This is a genomic window from Stenotrophomonas sp. SMYL20 (assembly GCF_036320045.1).
GTDB lineage: Bacteria > Pseudomonadota > Gammaproteobacteria > Xanthomonadales > Xanthomonadaceae > Stenotrophomonas > Stenotrophomonas maltophilia_A.
This window is the reverse complement of the sequence record NZ_JAWIRT010000006.1, coordinates 1-20,794: the sequence shown is the minus strand read 5'-3', so window position 1 is coordinate 20,794 and position 20,794 is coordinate 1. Positions and strand designations below refer to the sequence as shown.

At 68.0% G+C, this 20,794-nt stretch carries 26 protein-coding genes; 6 read left to right on the top strand and 20 right to left on the bottom strand.

Annotated elements, in window-relative coordinates; genetic code table 11:
* Window positions 1-85: 85 nt before the first annotated feature.
* The 13 genes from ptsP to V3B48_RS05950 all read right to left on the bottom strand — a co-directional run bounded on the left by ptsP (window position 86) and on the right by V3B48_RS05950 (window position 10,533).
* Window positions 86-1,855, bottom strand: a complete 1,770-nt coding sequence (gene ptsP, locus V3B48_RS06010; protein WP_100437450.1) for a phosphoenolpyruvate--protein phosphotransferase — start codon at window positions 1,853-1,855, stop codon at window positions 86-88.
* Between the two features lie 2 nt (window positions 1,856-1,857).
* Window positions 1,858-2,127 carry an HPr family phosphocarrier protein gene (locus V3B48_RS06005; RefSeq protein WP_005408385.1) on the bottom strand — a complete coding sequence of 90 codons (270 nt, stop codon included), beginning with the start codon at window positions 2,125-2,127 and terminating at the stop codon, window positions 1,858-1,860.
* Window positions 2,120-2,512, bottom strand: coding sequence for a PTS system fructose IIA component family protein (locus V3B48_RS06000; RefSeq protein ID WP_049462131.1), 393 nt, complete (start codon window positions 2,510-2,512; stop codon window positions 2,120-2,122). Before V3B48_RS06000 ends, V3B48_RS06005 begins: the two co-directional genes overlap by 8 nt.
* Before the next feature lie 284 nt (window positions 2,513-2,796).
* Window positions 2,797-3,681, bottom strand: a complete 885-nt coding sequence (gene rapZ, locus V3B48_RS05995; RefSeq protein ID WP_182267363.1) for an RNase adapter RapZ — start codon at window positions 3,679-3,681, stop codon at window positions 2,797-2,799.
* A gap of 27 nt (window positions 3,682-3,708) precedes the next feature.
* Window positions 3,709-4,659, bottom strand: a complete 951-nt coding sequence (gene hprK, locus V3B48_RS05990; RefSeq protein ID WP_005408388.1) for an HPr(Ser) kinase/phosphatase — start codon at window positions 4,657-4,659, stop codon at window positions 3,709-3,711.
* The gene (locus tag V3B48_RS05985; protein ID WP_032130191.1) at window positions 4,656-5,108 is read right to left on the bottom strand and encodes a PTS sugar transporter subunit IIA; all 453 of its coding nucleotides are present in this window, start codon (window positions 5,106-5,108) and stop codon (window positions 4,656-4,658) included. The genes hprK and V3B48_RS05985 overlap by 4 nt, the downstream gene beginning before the upstream one ends.
* Before the next feature lie 21 nt (window positions 5,109-5,129).
* Window positions 5,130-5,447 carry a ribosome-associated translation inhibitor RaiA gene (raiA, locus tag V3B48_RS05980; protein ID WP_004147311.1) on the bottom strand — a complete coding sequence of 106 codons (318 nt, stop codon included), beginning with the start codon at window positions 5,445-5,447 and terminating at the stop codon, window positions 5,130-5,132.
* 58 nt (window positions 5,448-5,505) lie between these two features.
* A complete protein-coding gene (locus tag V3B48_RS05975) occupies window positions 5,506-6,930 on the bottom strand; it encodes an RNA polymerase factor sigma-54 (RefSeq protein ID WP_253144174.1) in 1,425 nt (474 codons plus the stop codon).
* Window positions 6,931-6,969: 39 nt separating this feature from the next.
* Window positions 6,970-7,689, bottom strand: a complete 720-nt coding sequence (gene lptB, locus V3B48_RS05970) for an LPS export ABC transporter ATP-binding protein (RefSeq protein ID WP_032130193.1) — start codon at window positions 7,687-7,689, stop codon at window positions 6,970-6,972.
* Window positions 7,689-8,240, bottom strand: coding sequence for a lipopolysaccharide transport periplasmic protein LptA (gene lptA, locus V3B48_RS05965; protein WP_032130194.1), 552 nt, complete (start codon window positions 8,238-8,240; stop codon window positions 7,689-7,691). Before lptA ends, lptB begins: the two co-directional genes overlap by 1 nt.
* A gap of 104 nt (window positions 8,241-8,344) precedes the next feature.
* Entirely contained in the window at window positions 8,345-8,920 is a 576-nt protein-coding gene (lptC, locus tag V3B48_RS05960) for an LPS export ABC transporter periplasmic protein LptC (RefSeq protein WP_071228064.1), read from the bottom strand.
* Window positions 8,917-9,465 carry an HAD hydrolase family protein gene (locus V3B48_RS05955; protein ID WP_049398160.1) on the bottom strand — a complete coding sequence of 183 codons (549 nt, stop codon included), beginning with the start codon at window positions 9,463-9,465 and terminating at the stop codon, window positions 8,917-8,919. The genes lptC and V3B48_RS05955 overlap by 4 nt, the downstream gene beginning before the upstream one ends.
* Before the next feature lie 66 nt (window positions 9,466-9,531).
* Window positions 9,532-10,533 (bottom strand): KpsF/GutQ family sugar-phosphate isomerase, encoded by a 1,002-nt coding sequence (locus V3B48_RS05950; protein WP_253144176.1) that lies wholly within the window; start codon window positions 10,531-10,533, stop codon window positions 9,532-9,534.
* A 54-nt stretch (window positions 10,534-10,587) separates the two neighbouring features.
* On the opposite strand from V3B48_RS05950, the gene V3B48_RS05945 reads away from it, so the two are divergent.
* The 3 genes from V3B48_RS05945 to V3B48_RS05935 are packed head-to-tail and all read left to right on the top strand — an operon-like array spanning window position 10,588 to window position 12,437.
* Complete coding sequence (locus tag V3B48_RS05945; protein ID WP_005408396.1) at window positions 10,588-10,818, top strand: BolA family protein; 231 nt, start codon at window positions 10,588-10,590, stop codon at window positions 10,816-10,818.
* Between the two features lie 21 nt (window positions 10,819-10,839).
* On the top strand, window positions 10,840-12,111 hold the full coding sequence (murA, locus tag V3B48_RS05940) for a UDP-N-acetylglucosamine 1-carboxyvinyltransferase (RefSeq protein ID WP_049462885.1): 1,272 nt from the start codon (window positions 10,840-10,842) through the stop codon (window positions 12,109-12,111).
* Window positions 12,108-12,437 carry a hypothetical protein gene (locus tag V3B48_RS05935; protein ID WP_032130368.1) on the top strand — a complete coding sequence of 110 codons (330 nt, stop codon included), beginning with the start codon at window positions 12,108-12,110 and terminating at the stop codon, window positions 12,435-12,437. Before murA ends, V3B48_RS05935 begins: the two co-directional genes overlap by 4 nt.
* A gap of 113 nt (window positions 12,438-12,550) precedes the next feature.
* Here V3B48_RS05935 and V3B48_RS05930 read toward each other — a convergent pair whose 3' ends face one another.
* From V3B48_RS05930 to purM, 7 genes are all read right to left on the bottom strand, one after another.
* The gene (locus V3B48_RS05930; RefSeq protein ID WP_010483632.1) at window positions 12,551-13,234 is read right to left on the bottom strand and encodes a DUF3108 domain-containing protein; all 684 of its coding nucleotides are present in this window, start codon (window positions 13,232-13,234) and stop codon (window positions 12,551-12,553) included.
* Window positions 13,235-13,236: 2 nt separating this feature from the next.
* Window positions 13,237-14,061, bottom strand: a complete 825-nt coding sequence (locus tag V3B48_RS05925; RefSeq protein WP_253144179.1) for a DUF3108 domain-containing protein — start codon at window positions 14,059-14,061, stop codon at window positions 13,237-13,239.
* 67 nt (window positions 14,062-14,128) lie between these two features.
* On the bottom strand, window positions 14,129-14,788 hold the full coding sequence (gene purN, locus V3B48_RS05920; RefSeq protein ID WP_049398165.1) for a phosphoribosylglycinamide formyltransferase: 660 nt from the start codon (window positions 14,786-14,788) through the stop codon (window positions 14,129-14,131).
* A complete protein-coding gene (locus V3B48_RS05915; RefSeq protein ID WP_049398166.1) occupies window positions 14,785-15,447 on the bottom strand; it encodes a DUF2238 domain-containing protein in 663 nt (220 codons plus the stop codon). Before V3B48_RS05915 ends, purN begins: the two co-directional genes overlap by 4 nt.
* 41 nt (window positions 15,448-15,488) lie before the next feature.
* Window positions 15,489-15,911 (bottom strand): hypothetical protein, encoded by a 423-nt coding sequence (locus V3B48_RS05910; RefSeq protein WP_032130364.1) that lies wholly within the window; start codon window positions 15,909-15,911, stop codon window positions 15,489-15,491.
* On the bottom strand, window positions 15,908-16,396 hold the full coding sequence (locus V3B48_RS05905; RefSeq protein WP_180838130.1) for a hypothetical protein: 489 nt from the start codon (window positions 16,394-16,396) through the stop codon (window positions 15,908-15,910). The genes V3B48_RS05910 and V3B48_RS05905 overlap by 4 nt, the downstream gene beginning before the upstream one ends.
* A gap of 22 nt (window positions 16,397-16,418) precedes the next feature.
* Window positions 16,419-17,477, bottom strand: coding sequence for a phosphoribosylformylglycinamidine cyclo-ligase (purM, locus tag V3B48_RS05900; RefSeq protein WP_329893381.1), 1,059 nt, complete (start codon window positions 17,475-17,477; stop codon window positions 16,419-16,421).
* A gap of 99 nt (window positions 17,478-17,576) precedes the next feature.
* Here purM and V3B48_RS05895 point away from each other — a divergent pair, with 99 nt between their 5' ends.
* The 3 genes from V3B48_RS05895 to hda are packed head-to-tail and all read left to right on the top strand — an operon-like array spanning window position 17,577 to window position 20,589.
* On the top strand, window positions 17,577-18,716 hold the full coding sequence (locus V3B48_RS05895) for a DUF2066 domain-containing protein (protein ID WP_032130361.1): 1,140 nt from the start codon (window positions 17,577-17,579) through the stop codon (window positions 18,714-18,716).
* Entirely contained in the window at window positions 18,713-19,882 is a 1,170-nt protein-coding gene (locus V3B48_RS05890) for an AI-2E family transporter (protein WP_032130360.1), read from the top strand. The genes V3B48_RS05895 and V3B48_RS05890 overlap by 4 nt, the downstream gene beginning before the upstream one ends.
* Window positions 19,882-20,589: a DnaA regulatory inactivator Hda gene (hda, locus tag V3B48_RS05885; RefSeq protein WP_032130359.1), complete on the top strand. Its 708-nt coding sequence runs from the start codon at window positions 19,882-19,884 to the stop codon at window positions 20,587-20,589. The genes V3B48_RS05890 and hda overlap by 1 nt, the downstream gene beginning before the upstream one ends.
* The last annotated feature ends 205 nt before the right edge of the window (window positions 20,590-20,794 follow it).

Genomic DNA, 20,794 nt, shown 5'->3' with positions numbered 1-20,794 from the left:
GGTGGTAGTGCCGGCCGCTGGCCGGCAAGCGTCCCCATCGAAGGCCATGAGGTTGCCGGCCAGCGGCCGGCACTACCCTTGGCGCTCAGGGCGTATCCGCCACCAGCGCCAGCCAGCGCTCGATCGCGCGGCGGTCGCGTGCGGCCAGCAGCTTCGGTGCGCGCGCGCGCAGCGCGGCCAGGTCGGCCTCGCGGATCGCGCGGCGCACCTCCAGCAGTGTGCCGGGGTGCAGGCTGAATTCGCTCAGGCCCAGCGCCAGCAGCAGCGGAGTCATCCGTGCATCACCGGCCATCTCACCGCAGACCGCCACCGGAATGCGATGCCGCGCGCCGGTCTCGATCACCATCTGCAGCAACCGCAGCACGGCCGGATGCAGCGGCGAATACAGCTCGCCCAGTGCCTCGTTGTTGCGGTCAGCGGCCAGCAGGTACTGCACCAGGTCGTTGGTGCCGATCGACAGGAAGTCGACCAGGTCGATGAAGCTCTCCAGCGCCAACGCCGCAGCGGGCACCTCGATCATCGCCCCCAGCGGCACATGGTCGGACACCATGTGGCCTTCGCTGCGCAGCTGTTCGGTCAGCTTGAGCATGCGCCGGCGCACCGCCAGCAGTTCCTCGCGGGTGCTGACCATCGGCACCAGCACGCGCAGCTTGCCGTAGGCCGAGGCGCGCAGGATCGCGCGCAGCTGGGTGTCGGCCACCTTGGGCCGTGCCAGCGACAGGCGTACGCCGCGCAGTCCCAGGGCCGGGTTTTCTTCGTTGCTCAGGGTCAGGCCGGTGCGGTCGGCCTTGTCCGCGCCCAGATCGAGCGTGCGGATGGTGACCGGTCGCCCGCTCATGCCCAACGCGGCATCGCGGTAGGTCTGGAACTGTTCTTCTTCGTCCGGCAGCTCGTTGCGCTGCAGGAACAGGAATTCGGTGCGGTACAGGCCCAGCCCCTGCGCGCCCAGCGCATGCGCCTGGGTGACGTCCTCCAGCGATTCGGCATTGGCCAGCAGGGCGATGTCGACCTGGTCGCGGGTACGGCTGGGTTTGCTGCGCAGGCGGCCGAGCTCGCGCTGCTCGCGCGCATGTTCTTTCAGGCGCGCGCGGTAGTCGCGCAGGTTGTCGGCCTGCGGGTTGGCGGTGATGCTGCCGTCGGCGCCATCGATGATCAGCACGTCGCCATCGGCGATGCGGCTGAGCAGCTGCGGCACGTTGACGATCAAGGGCAGGTGCAGGCTGCGCGCCAGGATCGCACTGTGCGACAGCGCGCTGCCGGCGGCGGTGACGATGCCGACCACCCCCTGCGCCTGCAACTGGGCAAGCTCGGAGGGCGCGATGTTGTCGCAGACCAGGATTTCACCGGCCAGGCCTTTCATCACCGGCGGGCGTTCGGGCTGCAGGAAGGCGTGGATGCGGCCGATCACATGGTCGAGGTCGTCCATGCGGCTCTTCAGATAGGCATCGTCCATGCCATCGAAGACCTTGGCCAGGCGGTCACGCTGCAGGCGCAACGCATAGCCGGCGCTGTAGGGGCCGCTGCGGATCAGTTCGTCCAGCCCGAACAACAGCTCGGGGTCGTCCAGCAGCAGGGCATGCAGGTCGAGGAACTCGCCCACTTCCTGGTTCAGGGCGCCATGCAGGCGCTGCCGCAGTTCGTGCATTTCCGTGCGCGCGGCATCCACCGCGCGGTGCAGGCGGGCCAGCTCGGCCTCGACCTGATGGGCGGCGACGCGCTGCTCGGCCACTTCCAGCGCATGTGGCAGGCGCACCCGCGCCCGGCCCATCGCCGCGCCACGGGCAGCACCGTGCCCGGCCAGCAGCTGTACCGGCCGCTGGCCGGAAGGGACCTGGCCGGCGCGCGCGCGCGGCACGCTCAGCTGTCCTCGTCGAAGCGGCGTTCGAACAGGCCGACCACCGCTTCCATCGCGGCGGCTTCGTCCTCGCCGTTGATGCGCACCGTGACCGGGGTGCCCTGGCCGGCGGCCAGCAGCATCACGCCCATGATGCTCTTGGCGTTGATCTCACGGCCCTTGGCGGCCATGGTCACGTTGCAGCGGAACGGCGCCAGGGTCTGCACCAGCTTGGCGGTGGCCCGGGCGTGCAGGCCCAGGCGGTTGCTCACGGTGAGTTCTCGTTCAAGCATCGTCGACTATCGCTCCATTACGGGTACCCGCCGCGGCTGTGGCGGGCAGTTGATCCAGTCCCTGTTCCGGATAATTCATCACCCGCAGCAACATCGGCAGGCTCAGCGCCGACACCCGGCGAACCGGGGTCCCCAGCCGGGCCAGCTGCCCGGCAAGGTTGGCGGGGCTGGCGCCGTACAGGTCGGTCAGGATCAGCACGCCTTCACCATTGTCGACCCGCCGCAGAGCGGCTGAGGCGAGCGGGAGCAGGGCGTCCAGGTCTGCGTCGAACGGTACTTCGAAAGCTTCGGTTTTCAGCGGCAATTGCCGCAGGAGCCGGGTCGCCACGTCTAGCAGGGCGGTCCCGACCCCGGGATGTGTTACGAGGAGAATGCCACAGGTCATTACTGCACGTTAACAGGTCAAGGTGAATTGGCGATAGCAGCAGATGAGGGGCACTGTGTCCCGTATTCAGCGTTGCTCGGGTCAGAGCCCATTTCCGTTGGAAAAGGATCCGACCCCATCCGTTTTTCGATGCCTGACCGGGACTCATCCACGCATGGCGTGGATCTACAGTGTCGACCAAGGTCGACACCTACCAACAGCACACCGCCCCGCCATCCCACGTAATCCCGCTCTTGCCGTTGACGTGGCCTCTGCGGGTGCCGGGCGCAGCCCGGCCGACCCCCTCAATCCTGTTCGCGGTGGTAGGTCGCCACGTCTTCCCAGCCCATCTCGCGGGCATGCCGGGCCAGGCGCTCGGCCAGGAACACCGAACGGTGCTTGCCGCCGGTGCAGCCGAAGGCCACGGTCACATAGCTGCGGGTGCCATCCCCCAGCTTCGGCAGCCAGGTATCGAGGAAATCCATCAGCTGGGTCAGGTAGCGCTGCACGTCCGGCTGCGCTTCCAGGTAGTCGCGCACGCCCGGTTCGCGGCCACTCAGCGCACGCAGATCCGGGTCCCAGTGTGGATTGGGCAGCACCCGCGCATCGAACACGAAGTCAGCCTCGGCCGGCACGCCGCGCTTGTAGGCGAACGATTCGAACAGCAGCGACAGGCCGGTGGCATGGTCCATCGTGAACTCGGTGATGATCCGCCGCCGCAGCTGATGCACGTTGAGGCTGCTGGTGTCGATCACCGCATCGGCCTCGCGGCGCAGCGGTGCGGTCAACTCGCGTTCGCGGGCGATGGCTTCGGGCAGCGACAGGCCCAGCTGGCTCAGCGGATGGCGGCGGCGGGTGTCGGCGTAGCGTTTGAGCACGGCCTCGTCGCTCGCCTCGAAGAACAGCACCTTCACTTCCACGCCGGCATCGGTGGCCAGCTGCCGCCAGTCGCCCAGCTGGCTCAGGTCGGCCTGGCCGCGCACGTCGATGCCTACGGCCAGGCGGCGTGGTGCGCTGCCGTCGTGGTTGGCCAGCAGGCTGCGCACGAAGTCGGGCAGCAGATTGATCGGCAGGTTGTCCGAGCAGTAGTAGTCCTGGTCCTCGAAGGTCTTCAGGGCGACGGATTTACCCGAGCCGGACAGGCCGCTGACGATGATCAGGGTCGGGGCGGAGGGGGTGACGGTGCTCATGGACAGGCTCTTCGAAGGACAGGGGAATCAGGGTGTTCGCCGTTCCAGCAGGTTGCTGTGGCGGGCGATGAACATGGCCGCCGGGTCGATGCCCTTGGTGCGCAGGATGTGCAGGCGGGTCGCGGCCTCGGTCAGCACGGCCAGGTTGCGGCCGGGCATCACCGGCAGGGTGATCAGCGGTACATCCAGGTCCAGCACATGGCGGGTGCCCGAGTCGCCGGTCAGGCGCTCGTAGCCATGCGGGGTGGGTTCGGTCATCGGCTTGGTCAGGTGGACGATCAGCCGAAGGTACTTGTTCTTCTTTACAGCCGTATCGCCGAACATCTCGCGCACGTTCAGCACGCCCAGGCCGCGCACTTCCAGCAGGTCCTGCAGCAGTTCGGGGCAGGTGCCATCGAGCACGTCGGGCGCGATCTGGGTGAATTCGGGTGCATCGTCGGCAACCAGGCGGTGGCCGCGGCTGAGCAGCTCCAGCGCCAGCTCGCTCTTGCCCGATCCGGCCTCTCCGGTGATCAGCACGCCGATGGAGTAGATCTCCATGAACACGCCATGCAGGATCACCCGCGGCGCCAGCGTACGCGCCAGGTGGTAGGACAGATGGTTCAGCAGTTCGTGGCCGCGCTTGGGCGACAGCCACAGCGGCGTGCCGGATTCGTCAGCAGCGGCGCGCAGGTCTTCCGGGCAGGCCTGGTTGCGGGTCAGCACCAGCGCCAGCGGGTGCGACTGCATGATCTTTTCGATGGTCTCCCAGCGCTGGCGCGGTTCCAGCGCATCCAGCCAGGACAGTTCCTCGGTGCCCAGGATCTGCACCTTGTTGGGGTAGATCGCATTGAGGTAGCCGGCCAGCGACGGACGCCGCGAGACCGTGTTGCCGGCCTCCAGCTCGCGCTTCTCGCCGGACTTGCCGGCAGCCCAGCGCAGCCCCAGCCGCTCGCGCTGCTGTTCGAACAGTTCACGGGCGGTGATGCTGGTATTCATGCGGCACTCGCAGGTGGGGTCATGTCCAGCGCCTCGCGCAGCGCCCGGGCATCGCCCGCTTCGCGCAGGGCCTGGCGGATGTCGGGCGCCGAAAACAGCTCGGCCAGCTCGGACAGCAGCATCAGGTGCTGGTGGGTGTAGTGGGCGGGGACGGCCATGGCGAACACCAGGTCCACCGGCTCGTCGCCACCGAAGTCGACCGGGGTGGCCAACCGCAGCAGGGCGCCGCGGGGGCGGTCCAGGGTTGGCGCGCGGCCGTGGGGAATGGCGATACCGTGACCGATCGCGGTGCTGCCCAGCGCTTCGCGCTGGCACAGGTTCAGATAGATCTGTTCGGCGTTGGCCTGGCGGCAGGCCAGCAACCCGGCGGCGGCCTGCAGGACGCTGTCGCGGTCGGTGGCCGTGCAGAGCTGGGTCTGCACGGCCGCCAGGAGGTCAGTCAGGGGCATGTCTGCGGGGAACGGTGGCGATCAGCCACCATTGTCGCCCACCGGCAGCGGTGCGTGCTGCTGTTTTTTCTCCTTGTGCTTGATCACCAGACGGTCAAGCTTGTCCGCAAGCAGGTCGATCGCGGCATACATGGTCTGGGCATTGGCCTCGGCGTGCAGGGTCTGGCCGGGAATGTTGAGGCTGGCGTCGACGTGGTGTTCTGTCTTCTGCAGCTTGAGGGTCACCCGCGCTTCGCAGTGCTGGTCGAAGTGTTTGCCGATCCGGGCCAGCTTCTCCTCTACATAGGACTGCAGGGCCGGGGTGACTTCGACATCTTTGCCAAACGTTTCGATGCGCATCGGGTTTCTCCTGTGTTCGGATGTGCCAATGAACCTCTCCGCCGGGCGCGGCGGCGCGTCAAGCGATTCTGACCCTTTCGTGCGAGGCGGAAATGTTCATGGCTTCACGATACTTCGCCACGGTGCGTCGCGCTACTGGAATTCCCGACGATTTGAGCAGGTCAGCCAGCTTGGCGTCAGAAAGCGGCTTGCGCGGGTTCTCGTCGTCGATCAGGCGCCGGATCATCGCCTGGATGGCCGTGCTGGACGCCTCGCCACCGCCCTCGGTATCGATGCCCGAGGCGAAGAAGGCGCGCAGCGGCAGGGTGCCGCGCGGGGTACGCACGTGCTTGCGGGCGATCGCGCGCGAGACCGTGGATTCGTGCAGGCCGAGCTCGGTGGCGATCTCGCGCAGGGTCAGTGGACGCAGCGCCTGCTCGCCGAATTCGAGGAAGCCGGCCTGCTGCAGGATCAGGCTGCGTACCACCCGCAGCAGGGTTTCGCCACGCTGCTGCAGCCCTTTCAGCAGCCAGCGCGCTTCCTGCAGCTGGGCACGCAGGTAGCCGGCATCGGCGTCGCCACAACGTCGGATCAGCTGTTCGTAGCCGCGGTGGATCACCACCTTCGGCCCGGCATGCGCGGCCAGCGCTGCGCGCCATACGCCGTTCTGCCGCCACACCACCACATCCGGCACCACGTAGGTGTCCTGCGACAGCGGTGCGATCTGCGTTCCCGGGCGCGGGTCCAGCGAGCGCAGCAGGGTGACTGCCGTCTCGACCTCGTCCAGGGGCTGTTTCAGTTCATGGGCCAGCCCGGCGACGCCGCTGCGCGGCAGCCGTTCCAGCGGGCCTGCGGCAATCTGTCGCGCCAGCACCAGGCCGGGCGTGTCACCGGCCAGCACATCCAGCTGCAGCAGCAGGCATTCGCCCAGCGTGCGTGCAGCCACACCGACCGGATCGAAACGCTGGATGCGATGCAGCACGGCGAGGATCTCGTCCTCGTCGGCGTGGATCGCCGGCAACAGGGTTTCGGCGATGGTGGCCAGCGGCTCGCGCAGGTAACCGTCGTCGTCCAGCGCATCGATCAGTGCGGCACCGATACTGCGATCACGCGAGGACAGATGCGACAGATGCAGCTGCCACAGCAGATGGTCGGCCAGTGTTTCGGTTTCGGCTACGCGCTCGGCGGCGCTGCCGGTGTCGTCGTCATCGTCGAAGCTGCCGCCGCTGCCGGCCGCGCTCCAGTCCAGTTCGGCCGGTGCCCAGTCGTCGCCGGCATCGGTACGTTCTGCGGGCGCGTCACCGTCGTTGCCATCGCTGCCTTCGTTGCTGGCGCTGCTGCTGTCACTGCTGTCGGCCCAGTCCAGCAGCGGATTGCTTTCCACCGCCTGGGCGATCTCCAGCTCCAGCTCGGTGGTGGACATCTGCAGCAGCTTGATCGCCTGCTGCAACTGGGGCGTGAGCACCAGTTGCTGTCCCAACGATGTCTGCAGCCGAGTCTTCATGCCTGTGCCGAAAGGAAGGAGAGGAACCCGGCGACTGCTTCACAGCTTGAAGGAATCCCCGAGGTAGACGCGACGTACATCGGCGTTGTCCAGGATCGCTTCCGGCGAGCCCTGGGCCAGCACGCTGCCCTCGGCGAGAATATACGCGCGGTCGCAGATACCCAAGGTCTCGCGCACGTTGTGGTCGGTGATCAGCACGCCGATGCCACGCTGCTTGAGATGGGTGACGATGCGCTGGATCTCGCCGACGGAAATCGGGTCGACGCCGGCGAACGGTTCGTCGAGCAGGATCAGGCGCGGCTGCGCGGCCAAGGCACGGGCGATCTCGCAGCGGCGACGTTCGCCACCGGACAGGCTGGCGCCGAGCTGGTCGGCGACGTGGCCCAGCTGCAGTTCGTCGAGCAGGCTGTTCAATTCACGCTCGCGGCCAGCCGAATCCAGGTCTTCGCGCAGCTCCAGTACCAGGCGGAGGTTGTCGGCCACGGTCAGCTTGCGGAACACCGACGGCTCCTGCGGCAGGTAACCCACGCCCTGCTTGGCCCGGGTATACATCGGGTCGCCGGTGATGTCCTTGCCGTCGAGCACGATGCTGCCAGCATCGGCGGCAACCAGGCCGACGATCATGTAGAAGCAGGTGGTCTTGCCGGCGCCGTTGGGGCCCAGCAGGCCGACCACTTCACCGGCGTCGAGGGTCAGCCCGAAGTCCTTGACGACTTCGCGTTGCTTGTACTTCTTGCGCAGGCCCTTGGCGACGAGCATTACTTCCTGCTCCCGGCCGGCTGTGCCGGCGTGGTGGCCTTGGGCTGTGCCGCAGGTGCGGCCGGGGTCTTGTTCTTCGGCGGGATGACGGTGCGCACGCGGCTGCCGTCGCCACCGGAGTTCATTTCGCCGGTGCGGGTGTTGTAGACCATGCGCTGGCCGGCATTGGTGCCGCGCGCGCTGGTGACCTTGTAGTTGCCGGTCAGGGTGATGATCTCGGTCTTGATGTCGTAGTCGATGCGGTCGGCCAGCGCGTCCATCCAGGTGCCATCATCGAGCTGCTGCTTCATCTTGGCCTGCTTGCCGGTGAACACCGCACGTACGGGCTCGCCGTCCTTGAGGTAGATCTCGGCCTCGGACGAGCGCAGGTCCAGCGTGCCCTGGGTGATGATCACGCCCTGCGACAGCACGGTCTTGCCGTCGCCGGTGAGCGTGCCCGACTGGGCGCCGGAATCGATGTGCATGTCTTCGTTGCGGTCGGTGGACTTGGCGAAGGCGGCGCTGGGGACAAGAAGACCAAGCGCGAGTACGGCGGCAAAGGGAATCTTCATCGGGGTCCGTTCTACCGGTGGGGGCCTCCCGGGTGGACCGGGGGCGGGCGGGTGGGGCTGCCGGCCTTGCGCCTGTCCGGAGACGTCGCAGGCTGGCGGCGGAATCAGCGTTTGGGCGTGTAGCGGCCCTTGGACTGGCTGAGGAAATGATACGTGTTGTTCTTCGAATCCACTTCGAAGCCGACACCGGACTGTTCCATGCCCGGGCGGGTCATGGTCACCAGGGCGTCGGTGCGGGCGCGGTTTTCCTTCGGGAACACGTCCAGATGGTCGGTGCGGAAGGTGGTCGGCACCGTGCCCGGGCCGACCGGGCTGTCGCCGGCGACGTTGCCGCGCAGCTTCATCTCGTCGCCCTTGGCGCTGAGCCAGCCGGTTTCGGCACGCAGGGTCCAGTGCCTGCCATCCTTGTCCGGCATCTCGAACAACGGCGTGGCGATGTTGATGGTCTGGTCACCGCGCTGGCGTTCCAGCAACGGTGCGCGCAGCGTGGTCGATTCCTTGCCTTGCTCATCCAGGGCGACGATCTGGAAGTCGTGCAGGATGTAATCCACGCCCACTTCCTGGCCGCCACTGGCTGGCCCCTTGTCGCGGTTGCGCAGCGCCGCCCAGCTGCTCAGCAGGGCGGCCAGCAGCAGGCCGATGCCGAGCAGGGTGCGCCAGTTCACGGTCGGCAGGTTCATGCGCCGAACCTCGCCAGCACCGCATCCACATGCCCTTGCGCGGCCAGCAGGATGTCGCACAGCTCGCGCGCGGCGCCACGCCCGCCATCGGCACGGGTCTGCCAGTGCACGCGCTCGGCGATCCACGGATGGGCGTTGGCCGGCGCCACCGCCAGGCCGACCGCGCCCAGCGGCGCCAGGTCCGGCAGGTCATCGCCCATGAAGGCCACCTGTTCCAGGCCGATGCCATGCTGCGCGCACAGCGCCTGCACGCTGGCCAGCTTGTCGCCCACGGCGATCTGGGTGTCGATGCCGAGGTCGGCGCCGCGCTTGAGCGCGGACTGGCTGTTGCGCGCGGTGATCAGCACGGGGTGGATGCCGTGCTGCTGCAGCAGTTTCAGGCCCAGGCCATCCTGCACGAAGTACGCCTTGCTCTCGTTGCCGTCCTTGTCGTAGTACAGCCGACCGTCGGTGAGGGTGCCGTCCACGTCGAAGCAGGCCAGGCGGATACGGGCCGCGGCGGCATGCAGGTGGGCAGGGAAGGCGGGCAAGGGGGACCAGGGCATCAGGGCGGCAGGCTCGGTGGGTTCGGGTGGGGCAGTACAGACTGAATGGGGTCTACGGACTGTCGGTTAAACCACCCGGGCCCGCAACAGGTCATGAATGTTCAGGGCGCCGACTGCGCGGCCCTGGTCATCGACCACGATCAGGCCGGTGATCTTGTGGGTCTCCATCAGCCGGGCCGCCTCCACCGCCAGCTGGTCGGCGCCGATGGTGCGTGGGTTGCGCGTCATCACATCGGCGATCTTGGCGGTGCGCACGTCCAGCGCGCTGTCCAGCGCGCGGCGCAGGTCGCCGTCGGTGAACAGGCCGATCAGTACGCCGCCGGCATCGACCACGGCGGTCATGCCCAGCCGTTTGCGGCTCATCTCCATCAGCGCTTCACTGAGACTGGCGCCGGCGCCCACGCTGGGCAGGTCGTCGCCGGTGTGCATCACGTCGGTGATGTGCAGCAGCAGGCGGCGGCCGAGGCTGCCGGCCGGGTGTGAACGAGCGAAATCGTCGGCGGTGAAGCCGCGTGCGTCGAGCAGGGCCACCGCCAGCGCGTCGCCCATCGCCAGCGAGGCGGTGGTGCTGGAGGTCGGCGCCAGCGCCAGCGGGCAGGCCTCGGCCGGCACGCTCACGTCCAGGTGGATGTCGGCGGCGGTGGCCAGGCTGGACTGTGGGCGCCCGGTCATGGAAATCAGCACGTTGCCCTGGCGCTTGAGCACCGGCAGCAGCATCAGCACCTCGTCCGACTCGCCCGAATAGGACAGCGCCAGCACCACGTCGTCCTCGGTGATCATGCCCAGGTCGCCGTGGCCGGCCTCGCCCGGGTGCACGTAGAAGGCCGGGGTCCCGGTGGAGGCCAGGGTGGCGGCGATCTTGCGGGCGATGTGCCCGGACTTGCCCATGCCGGTGGCGACCACCCGGCCGCGGCTGGCCAAGATCGCCTGGCAGGCCTGCTGGAACGCCTCGCCAAGGCGGTCGGCCACGGCGTCCAGCGCCTGCCGCTCGATCTCGAACACGCGGCGGCCGCTGGCGACCAGGCCGGCAGGGTCGACGGAACGGGGGGGCAACAGGGATTCGGCCATGCGGACGCCACGCAGCGGAAGTAGAATGGAGGCACATTTTATTAGGAAAGCCCGTTGGACGCCGACACCATCCGCAATCTGATCGAAACCGGCCTGCCCGGCGCCCGCGCCGACGTGCAGGGCGACGATGGCGTGCATTTCGAAGCGACCGTGGTCTGCGAGGCCTTCGCCGGCAAGATGCCGCTGGCCCGCCACCGCATGGTGTATGCCACGCTGGGCGACCTGATGGGCGGCGCGATCCACGCGCTGGCGCTGAAAACCGTGACCCCGGCCGAAGCCGGCTGAACCGCAGAAGATCCCGAATACATGGCCAAGATCGTTGTGACCGGCGGCGCTGCGCTGCACGGTGAAGTGAGCATCTCCGGCGCCAAGAACGCCGTCCTCCCCATTCTCTGCGCGACCCTGCTGGCCGATGCGCCGGTGGAGATCACCAACGTGCCGCACCTGCACGACGTGGTCACCACGGTGAAGCTGCTGGGCGAGCTGGGCGCCAAGGTCACCATCGACCAGGGCACGCTGTCGCGCGGCAGTGCGATCGTGGTCGACCCGCGTTCGGTCAACCAGCACGTGGCACCGTACGAGCTGGTCAAGACCATGCGCGCCTCGATCCTGGTGCTGGGCCCGCTGCTGGCCCGCTTCGGTGCGGCCGAAGTATCGCTGCCGGGCGGCTGCGCGATCGGTTCGCGTCCGGTCGACCAGCACATCAAGGGCCTGCAGGCGCTGGGTGCCGAGATCGTGGTCGAGAACGGCTTCATCAAGGCCACTGCCAAGCGGCTGAAGGGGGGGCACTTTACCTTCGACATGGTCAGCGTCACCGGCACCGAGAACGTGCTGATGGGCGCGGTGCTGGCCGAAGGCACCACCATCCTCGACAACTGCGCGATGGAACCGGAAGTGACCGATCTGGCGCACTGCCTGATCGCGCTGGGCGCGAAAATCGAAGGCCTCGGCACTGCCCGCCTGGTGATCGAAGGCGTCGAGCGCCTGTCCGGTGGCCGCCACGAAGTGCTGCCCGACCGTATCGAGACCGGCACCTTCCTGGTGGCCGCAGCGATGACCGGTGGCAAGGTCACGGTCAACCGTGCGCGCCCGAACACCATGGACGCGGTGCTGTCCAAGCTGGTCGAAGCCGGTGCGAAGATCGAGACCACCGACGACAGCATCACCCTGGACATGCAGGGCAAGCGGCCGAAGGCGGTCAACCTGACCACCGCGCCGTACCCGGCGTTCCCGACCGACATGCAGGCGCAGTTCATGGCGCTCAACTGCGTGGCCGACGGCGTGGGCGTGATCAACGAAACGATCTTCGAGAACCGTTTCATGCACGTCAACGAACTGCTGCGCCTGGGCGCGGACATCCAGGTCGAAGGGCATACCGCCATCGTGCGTGGCAACGAGCACCTGAGCGGCGCGCCGGTGATGGCCACCGACCTGCGCGCCTCGGCATCGCTGATCCTGGCCGGCCTGATGGCCAGCGGCGATACCACCATCGACCGCATCTACCACCTTGATCGTGGCTACGAGAACATCGAAGAGAAGCTGTCTTCGCTCGGTGCCACCATCCGGCGCGTGCCATGATCCTGCGCGGCAAGTTCAGCCCGCGTCGCAAGGCGCTGCTGGCCCTGGTGCTGATCGTGCTGGCGTGGCTGGGCTATGCCTGGTACGCCAACATCGCCATCACCCAGGGCATCGAGCAGAAGGACATGGACTGGAACGGCGACGGCACGGTCTCGCGTGATGAAATCATCGAGTCGTTCTATGCGGTCGCAGTGAACGACAGCCAGGACGGCAACCGTCATTGCCGCACCTTCGTCTGGCGCAGCACCGGTGAGCAGATCCGCGTGGACTGCCGGACCGAGTTCAAGCCGGCCGAGGAACAGAAACCGGCTGAAGCGAAGAAATAAGAAAACGCCCGCGAAAGCGGGCGTTTCTTTGGGATACACCCATCCACGCATGGCGTGGATCTACTGGAACGTGAAGTAGATCCACGCCATGCGTGGATGACGTGGATCTCCGGTCAGTTCATCGCCTTGATGGTCAGGTCCAGCGCATCGCGGCCGCTCTCACGCTGCAGCATGCGCGCCGGCACCGGGAATTCCGGCACGATCCAGGCGATCAGCTCCTTGTTGCCGTCGGCGCGCGAGACCTTGGTGGCCTCGTAGCTCTTGCCGCCCACGGTGATCGATTCCTTGCCGATCACACGGTACGTCATGTTCTTGATGCGGCCTTCGTCGACCATGCGATAGGTCAGCGGCTTGCCCGCCGCCAGGTCACGGGCGATCGCCAGGTTGATCAGCAGCGCGTCCATGTCACCGGCTTTCAGCGCAATCGGGCCAGCGCGATCCGGCTTGATGTCACCGGTCCAGGTGGCCTGGTTGCTGGTCCAGTTGTAGTTGGCCTGCACGTTGCGCTTCTTCACCAGCAGCGCCGAACGGTCCTGGCTGCTGAGCGGGCGCAGCTGGCCACGCACTTCCTCGAACACCGTGCTCTGGCTGAGGTCGGCCAGCTGGTTCTTCACCTGCAGGCTGTAGCGCCACTTGTTGCTGCCTTCGCTGGCCAGGGTCATGGTGCCGTTGGCCTGCATGCCCATGTAGCTGGCCAGGTAATCGGCCTTGAACGGTTCCAGCGCCATGGCCGGCAGGCTGGCCACGGTCAGGGCAGCGGCTGCGATCCAGGTGAGGGGGCGGGTCAGGGTATTCATGCTCAGACTCCTTGGTATTCGATCAGGCGCAGATCGACGCGGTCTTCGCCGTCTTCGCGTTGCAGGATGCGCACCGGGGTGGGGACACCGTTGGCGATCCAGAGAATGGTTTCGTTTCTGCCACCGTTGGTCCGGTAGACCCGCAGTGCGTTGTAGGACAGGTCGCCGACCTCGACGTTCTCGGTCTGCGGCGCGGCCTGGTAGTCGTGTTCGCGGACCTTGCCCATGTCCACGTAGCGGTAATGCATGGAGGCGCCTGGACGCGCATCGCGCATGATCGCCAGGTTGATCAGCAGCGCGCTCTGGTCGCCTGCCTGCAGCGGGATCGGTTGCGCGCGTTCCTTCTTGACGTCACCGGTCCATTGCGCGGTGCCGGCCTGCCAGTTGTAGGTGCCGACCGCCTTCTTGCCCAGGAACAGGCCCTTGCGCACCGTGCTCTGGCTGAGCGGCGCATACACGCCGCTGCGCTCCTCGAACACTGTGCTCTGTTCGATGTTCAGGCCCAGCACGCTGGCAAAGCCGCGGCGGCCGACCACCTGCATGTCCACCCGCCACTGGCTGCCGCCGGTGTGGGTGACCTGCATGCTGGCATCGCCCGCTTCCTTGCCCTTGTAGAAGGCCTGGTAGGTGGCGCTGAACGGTTGCAGCGGCGGTGGCTCCCAGGCCAGTGCCGGTGGCATCGGTACGGCCGGCGCATCGGCTGGCGGCTGCGCTGCGGGCACCGGTGCCGGCGGGGGGGCGGGCGCCTGTACCTGGCCCCAGCCCACGCCGGGGAACACGGCAAGCGACAACAGCAATGGAGTGGACAGCAGGGTCGTGGTCTTCATGGAGGACAGGGACCGCAGGAGGGGGCAGGATGCCAGCCCCGCAGTCAGCGGGGCGTGTGCATGGGGACTACCGGTTCAGGTTCCCGGCGGAATCTAGGGCCAACGGGCTAAACAGGGGGTGACCGTCCAGTTGCGGCTGGCCCTCCCGTTCAGCCAGGCGGCCGGCGCACAACAGCTGCAGGGTGGCGATCAGCAGCGGATGCTCCACCGCCAGCACGCGCGCGGCGAGGCTGTCGGCGTCATCGCCGGGCAGCACCGGCACCCGCACCTGCGCCAGCACGGCGCCCGCATCCAGCTCGGGCACGACCAGATGCACGCTGGCACCGTGCTCGGCGTCGCCCGCCTGCAGCGCCCGTGCGTGGGTGTCCAGGCCCTTGTGCAGCGGCAGCAGCGATGGATGGATGTTGACCAGCCGGCCATTGAAGCGCTGTACGAAGGCCGCGCCGAGGATGCGCATGTAGCCGGCGCAGACGATCCAGTCCGGTTGTACTGCGGCCAGCGCATCGCCGAGCGCCTGCTCGTAGCTGGCGCGGTCGCTGAAGGACTTCGGTGCATGCGCCCAGCGCAGGTTCGGTGCGACGCGCTGCAGGGCCTCTGCGGCGGGGCGGTCGGAAAACACGCCGACCACCTCGGCGGGCAGTCGGCCGTCGGCAATGGCATCGAGGATGGCCTGCAGGTTGCTGCCGCGACCGGAGGCGAGCACGGCAATGCGGGTGGTCGCGGTCACTGCTGGGCGCTCCGGCGGATCAGCGGCCAGATCAGCAGGCTGCCGAGGGTGGCCATCAGCATGTCGGCGTGCGCGTCCCACATGTCGCCCTGCTGCCCGTTGTAGGCCTCGGCAGCATCCGGCGACAGCGCCAGCGCGATGGCCCACTCGAACCATTCGTACACCAGGCTGGCACACATCACCGTCATCACCGCCAGGGTGAATGCCTGGCCCAGGCGCAGCGCCGGCCACGCATGACGGGCAAGCTGCAGCAGCGCAGGAGTGAAGCAGACGCCGAACAGGAAGTGGATGAGGCGATCGAAATGGTTGCGCTGCCAGCCGAAGGCCGCATTCGGCGACCAGCCGCTCAGCGTCTGCGCCCAGGCGTCGTAGGGCACGTTGGAATACAGCCAGCGCGCGGCCACGCAGTGCAGGGCGATGAAGCCGCAGATCGCGATGAAGGCACCGTTGCCCAGCCAGCCGCCGCGACGGTCGACCCACAGCAGCGCGGCCAGCCCGATCACGGTCAGGGTGCTGTGCAGGGCCTGTTCGGTAGGCCACAGCGGGTGGACCCAGCTGATTGCGAACACCGCCAGCACGGCGGCAAAGGCCAGCTTCTTGGGGCCCGAGAAACGGTGGGTGGTGGGCGAAGCGGACGTCGGGAGGGCAGGCGCGGACATGGGAAATCGATCAGGAAAGGACGGGGCGTCTGCCGGCAGGTTCAGACACTGAGGTGGTCGCCACGGTCGAACAGCGCGGCCATGTCAGGTTTGGACAGGAACACCCAGGCATAGGCGGCCAAGGCCATGCCCAGCGGGCCGGCCAGTACGCCCAGCCAGGCCGCGCGCCGGCACCAGGCCAGCCCGGTGCGATGTGACAGCTGGCGCGCGGTATACAACTGCACGAACCCCAGCACGGCCGCCAGCACGGCGATGGACGCATAGACCGTGGTCAGCATCCAGGCATCGTCCAGTCCGCGCGAGTGGGCCACCCATCCGCTGAGGCCAAGGAACGCCACTGTGGCGAACCAATGGAAGCCGGCCAACGCGTAGAACAGCACTTTCAGCGTCTGCAGATGGCTGGTCAGCTGCAGCTGCGCCAGGGTCTGATGCGGCAGCGGCGGCGGATTGCCGGAGGCGGTCATGCGGGCGTGGCGGGAAGGTCGAAGGCGGCCTTCACCTGCGGGCGCAGCAGGGTGATCAGGCTGAACACCCCCAGCACCGTGCCGACGGGGGTGAACAGGCAGGCCAGGCCGGCCGCGATCAGGCACAGCAGGTAGCGGCGTCTCTGGGCCAGGCAGCGTCCGGCATAGGCGACGAACGCGCCCAGGGTGACGCCACCGAATACGGCGACGCAACCGATGAGGGTGAACATCCAGCCGAACAGGCGCTGTTCGGCCGGCGACGACGGCTGGCCGCCGGAATTCATCGGCAGGTTGCCGGTGAGCGCGGTGATGCCCAGCACGATGTGGATGATGAAGATCAGCGAGAACAGCACGATCAGGCCGCCGACCACGTAGTGCGCGATGGCCAGCATGCGCAGGTGGTCGGCATCCTGCGCGTTGAACACCGGTACCGTCGCCAGCGGCGGCGGCACGGGGGCGGGCGACAAGGGGGGCGTTGCGTCCATGCGGGCTCCTGGGTTGTCGGGATCAGGCGATGTGGACGCGCTCGGCGCCTTCGGCGGTGACCACCTGGCCGATGGTCCAGTGCTCCAGGCCCTGCGCCTTGATCGCATCGGATACTGCGGCCACCTGGTCCGGCGCCACGATCAGCACGAAGCCGATACCGCAGTTGAAGGTGCGCCACATCTCGCTGTCGGCGACCGCGCCTTCCTTCTGCAGCCACTGGAACACCGGCGGCAGGGTCCAGGACGAGGCCTGGATGTCCAGGCCGAGGCCGTCGGGCACCACGCGGATGATGTTCTCGGTCAGGCCGCCACCGGTGATGTGGGCCATGCCGTGGATGGCCGCGCCGTGCGACTTCAGCAGCGACAGGATCGGCTTCACGTACAGGCGGGTCGGCGCCATCAGCGCATCGACCAGCTTCACGCCGCCTTCCAGCTCCAGCTCGGCCGGGCGGCCGGCGCGGTCGTAGATGCGGCGCACCAGCGAGTAGCCGTTGGAATGCGGGCCGGACGAAGCGATGCCGATCAGCACGTCGCCGGCAGCCACGCTGGCGCCATCCTTCAGCTCGCTCTTCTCGACGGCGGCGACGGTGAAGCCGGCCAGGTCGTACTCGCCCGGGGCATACATGTCGGGCATTTCAGCGGTTTCGCCGCCGATCAGCGCGCAGCCGGCCTCGGTGCAGCCGTTGGCGATGCCGCCCACGACCGCCGCGGCGGTGTCGATGTCCAGCTTGCCGGTGGCGAAGTAGTCCAGGAAGAACAGCGGTTCGGCACCCTGCACCAGCACGTCGTTCACGCACATCGCGACCAGATCGATGCCGATCGTATCGTGGCGGTTCAGCTGGTGGGCCAGCTTCAGCTTGGTGCCCACGCCGTCGGTGCCCGACACCAGCACCGGCTCGCGGTACTTGTTGGACAGGTCGAACAGGGCGCCGAAGCCGCCCAGGCCGCCCATCACTTCCGGGCGGAAGCTGCGCTTGACCAGGGGCTTGATCCGCTCGACCAGTTCGTTGCCGGCGTCGATGTCGACACCCGCGTCACGGTAGGTGAGGGGGGAGGGGGCGGAAGACGGGGTGTTGGTCACGGGCGTCGGCGCTGGCAGGGGTTGAACGGGCGATTTTAACAGGCCGCATTGGCGCAAAGGCCGTATTCGGGCAACAATTCCCCCGGATACGTCGAGCCAATGGATGTCCTGATGCGCCGCAGCCTGATTCTGACCCTGCTCCTTGCGCTGAGCCTGCCGGTGGCCACGATGGCCCAGAGCGGCCTGCGCACCGAGGGTGATGTTGCCACCGCCACTGGCGCGTACGAGGCCGAAGTGCCCGTCAACAGCCAGGCCGAAGCCGACCGCAACGGTGCGCTGGCCCGCGCCTTGAGCGTTGTACTGGGCAAGTTGTCCGGCGATCGCAGCGTGATGTCGCGCCCTGGCGTGGCGCAGGCGCTGCGCAATGCCAAGGATTACGTGGCCAGCTACGACTACAAGCAGGACCAGAGCGTGAGCGCCAGTGGCGCCCCCAGCTTCCGTACCCTGCTGGTGGCCCGCTTCCGCGAGGACGATGTCGATTCGCTGGTGTCGGCGCTGGGCCTGCCGCTGTGGCCGCAGCCGCGGCCGAAGCCGGTGCTGTGGCTGGCCGTCGATGACGGCAGCGGTCCGCGCCTGGTCAGCGTGCAGCAGGCCAATGCCGCCCGCCCGTTGCTGAACCGCGCCATTGAACGCGGCTACAAGCTGGGCCTGCCCAGCGGTGGTGCCGCCGAACAGGCGCTGGCCGGTGCCATCTGGCGCCAGGACAGTGCCGCCGTGGCCCGTGCCTCTTCGCGCTACTCGCCGCCGATGCAGCTGATCGGCAAGCTGTACCGCGCCAATGGCGGCTGGCAGGCGGACTGGGTGTTCGTCGACAACGGCCGTGAGCTGAACAAGTGGACCAGCAAGGACGCCAACGCCATGCGCGCGATGGCCGCCGGTGCCGATGGTGCCGCCGATGCGCTGGTCAAGCGCTATGCCAAGGCCGGCGCGGCCGTCGGCCAGGCCGGCACCTATCGGGTGGTGGTCACCGGCATCAACAGTGCCGACGACTACCTGCGCCTGGCTGCCGGCCTGCGTGAGGTGCCGGTGGTGCGCAACGTCACCCCGCTGCACGCTTCGGCCGGCCAGCTGGAGCTGAGCCTGGAGATGACCACCGGCTTGGCCGGCTTCAACCGCATGCTGGGCGACAACGGCGTGCTGGTGCCGAGCGCACCGCTGCCGGCCCTGCCGACACCGATCGACGACACCACCGGTGCCCCGGTCGCTGCGCCGGTCAGCAACGAGTACCGCCTGCGATGAACCTGACCCCGGAAGCGGAAATCGCGCAGTTCCTGCGCCGCCTGAAGTACATCCTGTTCGCCGGCCTGATCGGCTGGGTGGTGTGGTTGCTGGCGCCGATCCTGACCCCGTTCGTGCTGGCGCTGGCGCTGGCCTGGCTGGGCGATCCGCTGGTGGACCGCATCGAGGCCACCGGCCGTTCGCGCATGACTGGCGTGGTGCTGGTGTTCGCGGCGATGGTGCTGGTGATCGTGGCGCTGCTGCTGGTGCTGGTGCCGATGATCGAGCGCCAGATCACCACCCTGATTGCGGTCGCGCCGCAGGCACAGGCGTGGCTGATGGAAAAGGGCATTCCCTGGTTCGAGCAGAAGACCGGCCTGGAAGTGATGCAGTGGCTGGACCCGGACCGCCTGATCGAATGGGTGCGCAGCCACTGGCAGCAGGCCGGCGGCTTCGCCACCACGTTCATGGGCTACGTCTCGCGTTCGGGCTTTGCGATGGTGACCTGGGTGGTCAACATCCTGCTGCTGCCGATCCTGGCGTTCTACTTCCTGCGTGACTGGGACAAGCTGGTCGAGCGCGTGGCGTCGGTGATTCCGCGCAACCAGATCGGCACCATCAGCGCATTGGCGCGTGAGTCCAACGAGGTGCTGGGCGCCTTCATCCGCGGTCAGTTCCTGGTGATGCTGGCGCTGGGCGTGATCTATGCCGGCGGCCTGTCGCTGGTCGGCCTCAAGCTGGGTCTGCTGATCGGCCTGATTGCCGGCCTGATCAGCTTCATTCCCTACCTGGGCGCGACCACCGGCATCCTGATGGCGGTGGTCGCCGCACTGGTGCAGGCACAGGGCTTCGACCTGAAGCTGCTGATCCTGGTCGGCGTGGTGTTCACCGTGGGCCAGCTGCTGGAAAGCTACGTGCTGACCCCGCGGATTGTCGGCGACAAGATCGGCCTGCACCCGGTGGCAGTGATCTTCGCGGTGATGGCCGGCGGCCAGCTGTTCGGCTTCCTCGGCATGCTGCTGGCGCTGCCGGTGGCAGCGGTGACCAACGTGCTGCTGCGCTACGCGCACCAGCGTTATCGCCAGAGCGAGCTGTACGTGGGTGAGAAGCCGGCGATCGTGCTTGATGGCGTGGTCGATGCCCCCCATATCATCATTCCGAACGACAAGGGCCCCGACCTGAAGTGATGGGTGTGCCGCAACTGCCGCTGGCCCTGCATTACCCGCGGGACCAGCGCCTGGAGACCTTCATCGGCGCGCCGGACGGCGCGCTGGCGCAGCTGCGCGCGATCGCGGTGGGTGCCAGCCACGATTGGGTTTATCTGGAAGGTGCGGCGGGCACGGGCAAGACCCACCAGGCACTGGCGATGTGCTCCAGCGCCGAGCAGGCCGGGCGACTGCCGACCTACGTACCGCTGGCCAGCGCCGCCGGCCGCGTACGCGCGGCGTTGGATGGGCTGGAGGCGCGCGAGCTGGTGGCGCTGGACGGCCTGGACGAGGTGGCCGGCAACCGCGAGGACGAGATCGCGCTGTTCGATTTCCACAACCGCGCGCGCGCTGCGGGCGTGACCGTGCTGTACACGGCGCAGAAGGCGCCGGAAGAACTGGGCCTGGTACTGCCCGATCTGCGTTCGCGGCTGGGCCAGTGCGTGCGTGTGCTGCTGCAGCCGCTGGATGAGGAAGGACGGGCAGCGGTGCTGCGTGAGCGCGCGCTGCGGCGTGGGCTGGCGATCGACGAGGCCTCGATCGAGTGGCTGCTGTCGCACACCGGTCGCGAGCTGGGTGGATTGATCACGCTGCTGGACTGGCTGGACCGCGAGTCGCTGGCGGCGAAGCGGCGGATCACCGTGCCGTTCCTGCGCCAGGTGCTGGAAGAAGGCCGGCCGCGTTACTGAGGGTGGGGTTTGTTGGCAGGGCTGCGCCCTGCACCCGCCGAAGCCGAAGCCGAAGCAACGTCGACGTCAAAAGCGGGCTATCCGTGGGATGGCGGGGGGGGGGGGGGGGGGGGGGGGGGGGGGGGGGGGGGGGGGGGGGGGGGGGGGGGGGGGGGGGGCGGGCGCGGCCCCCCCCCCCCCCCCGCGCCCCCCCCCCCCCCCCCCC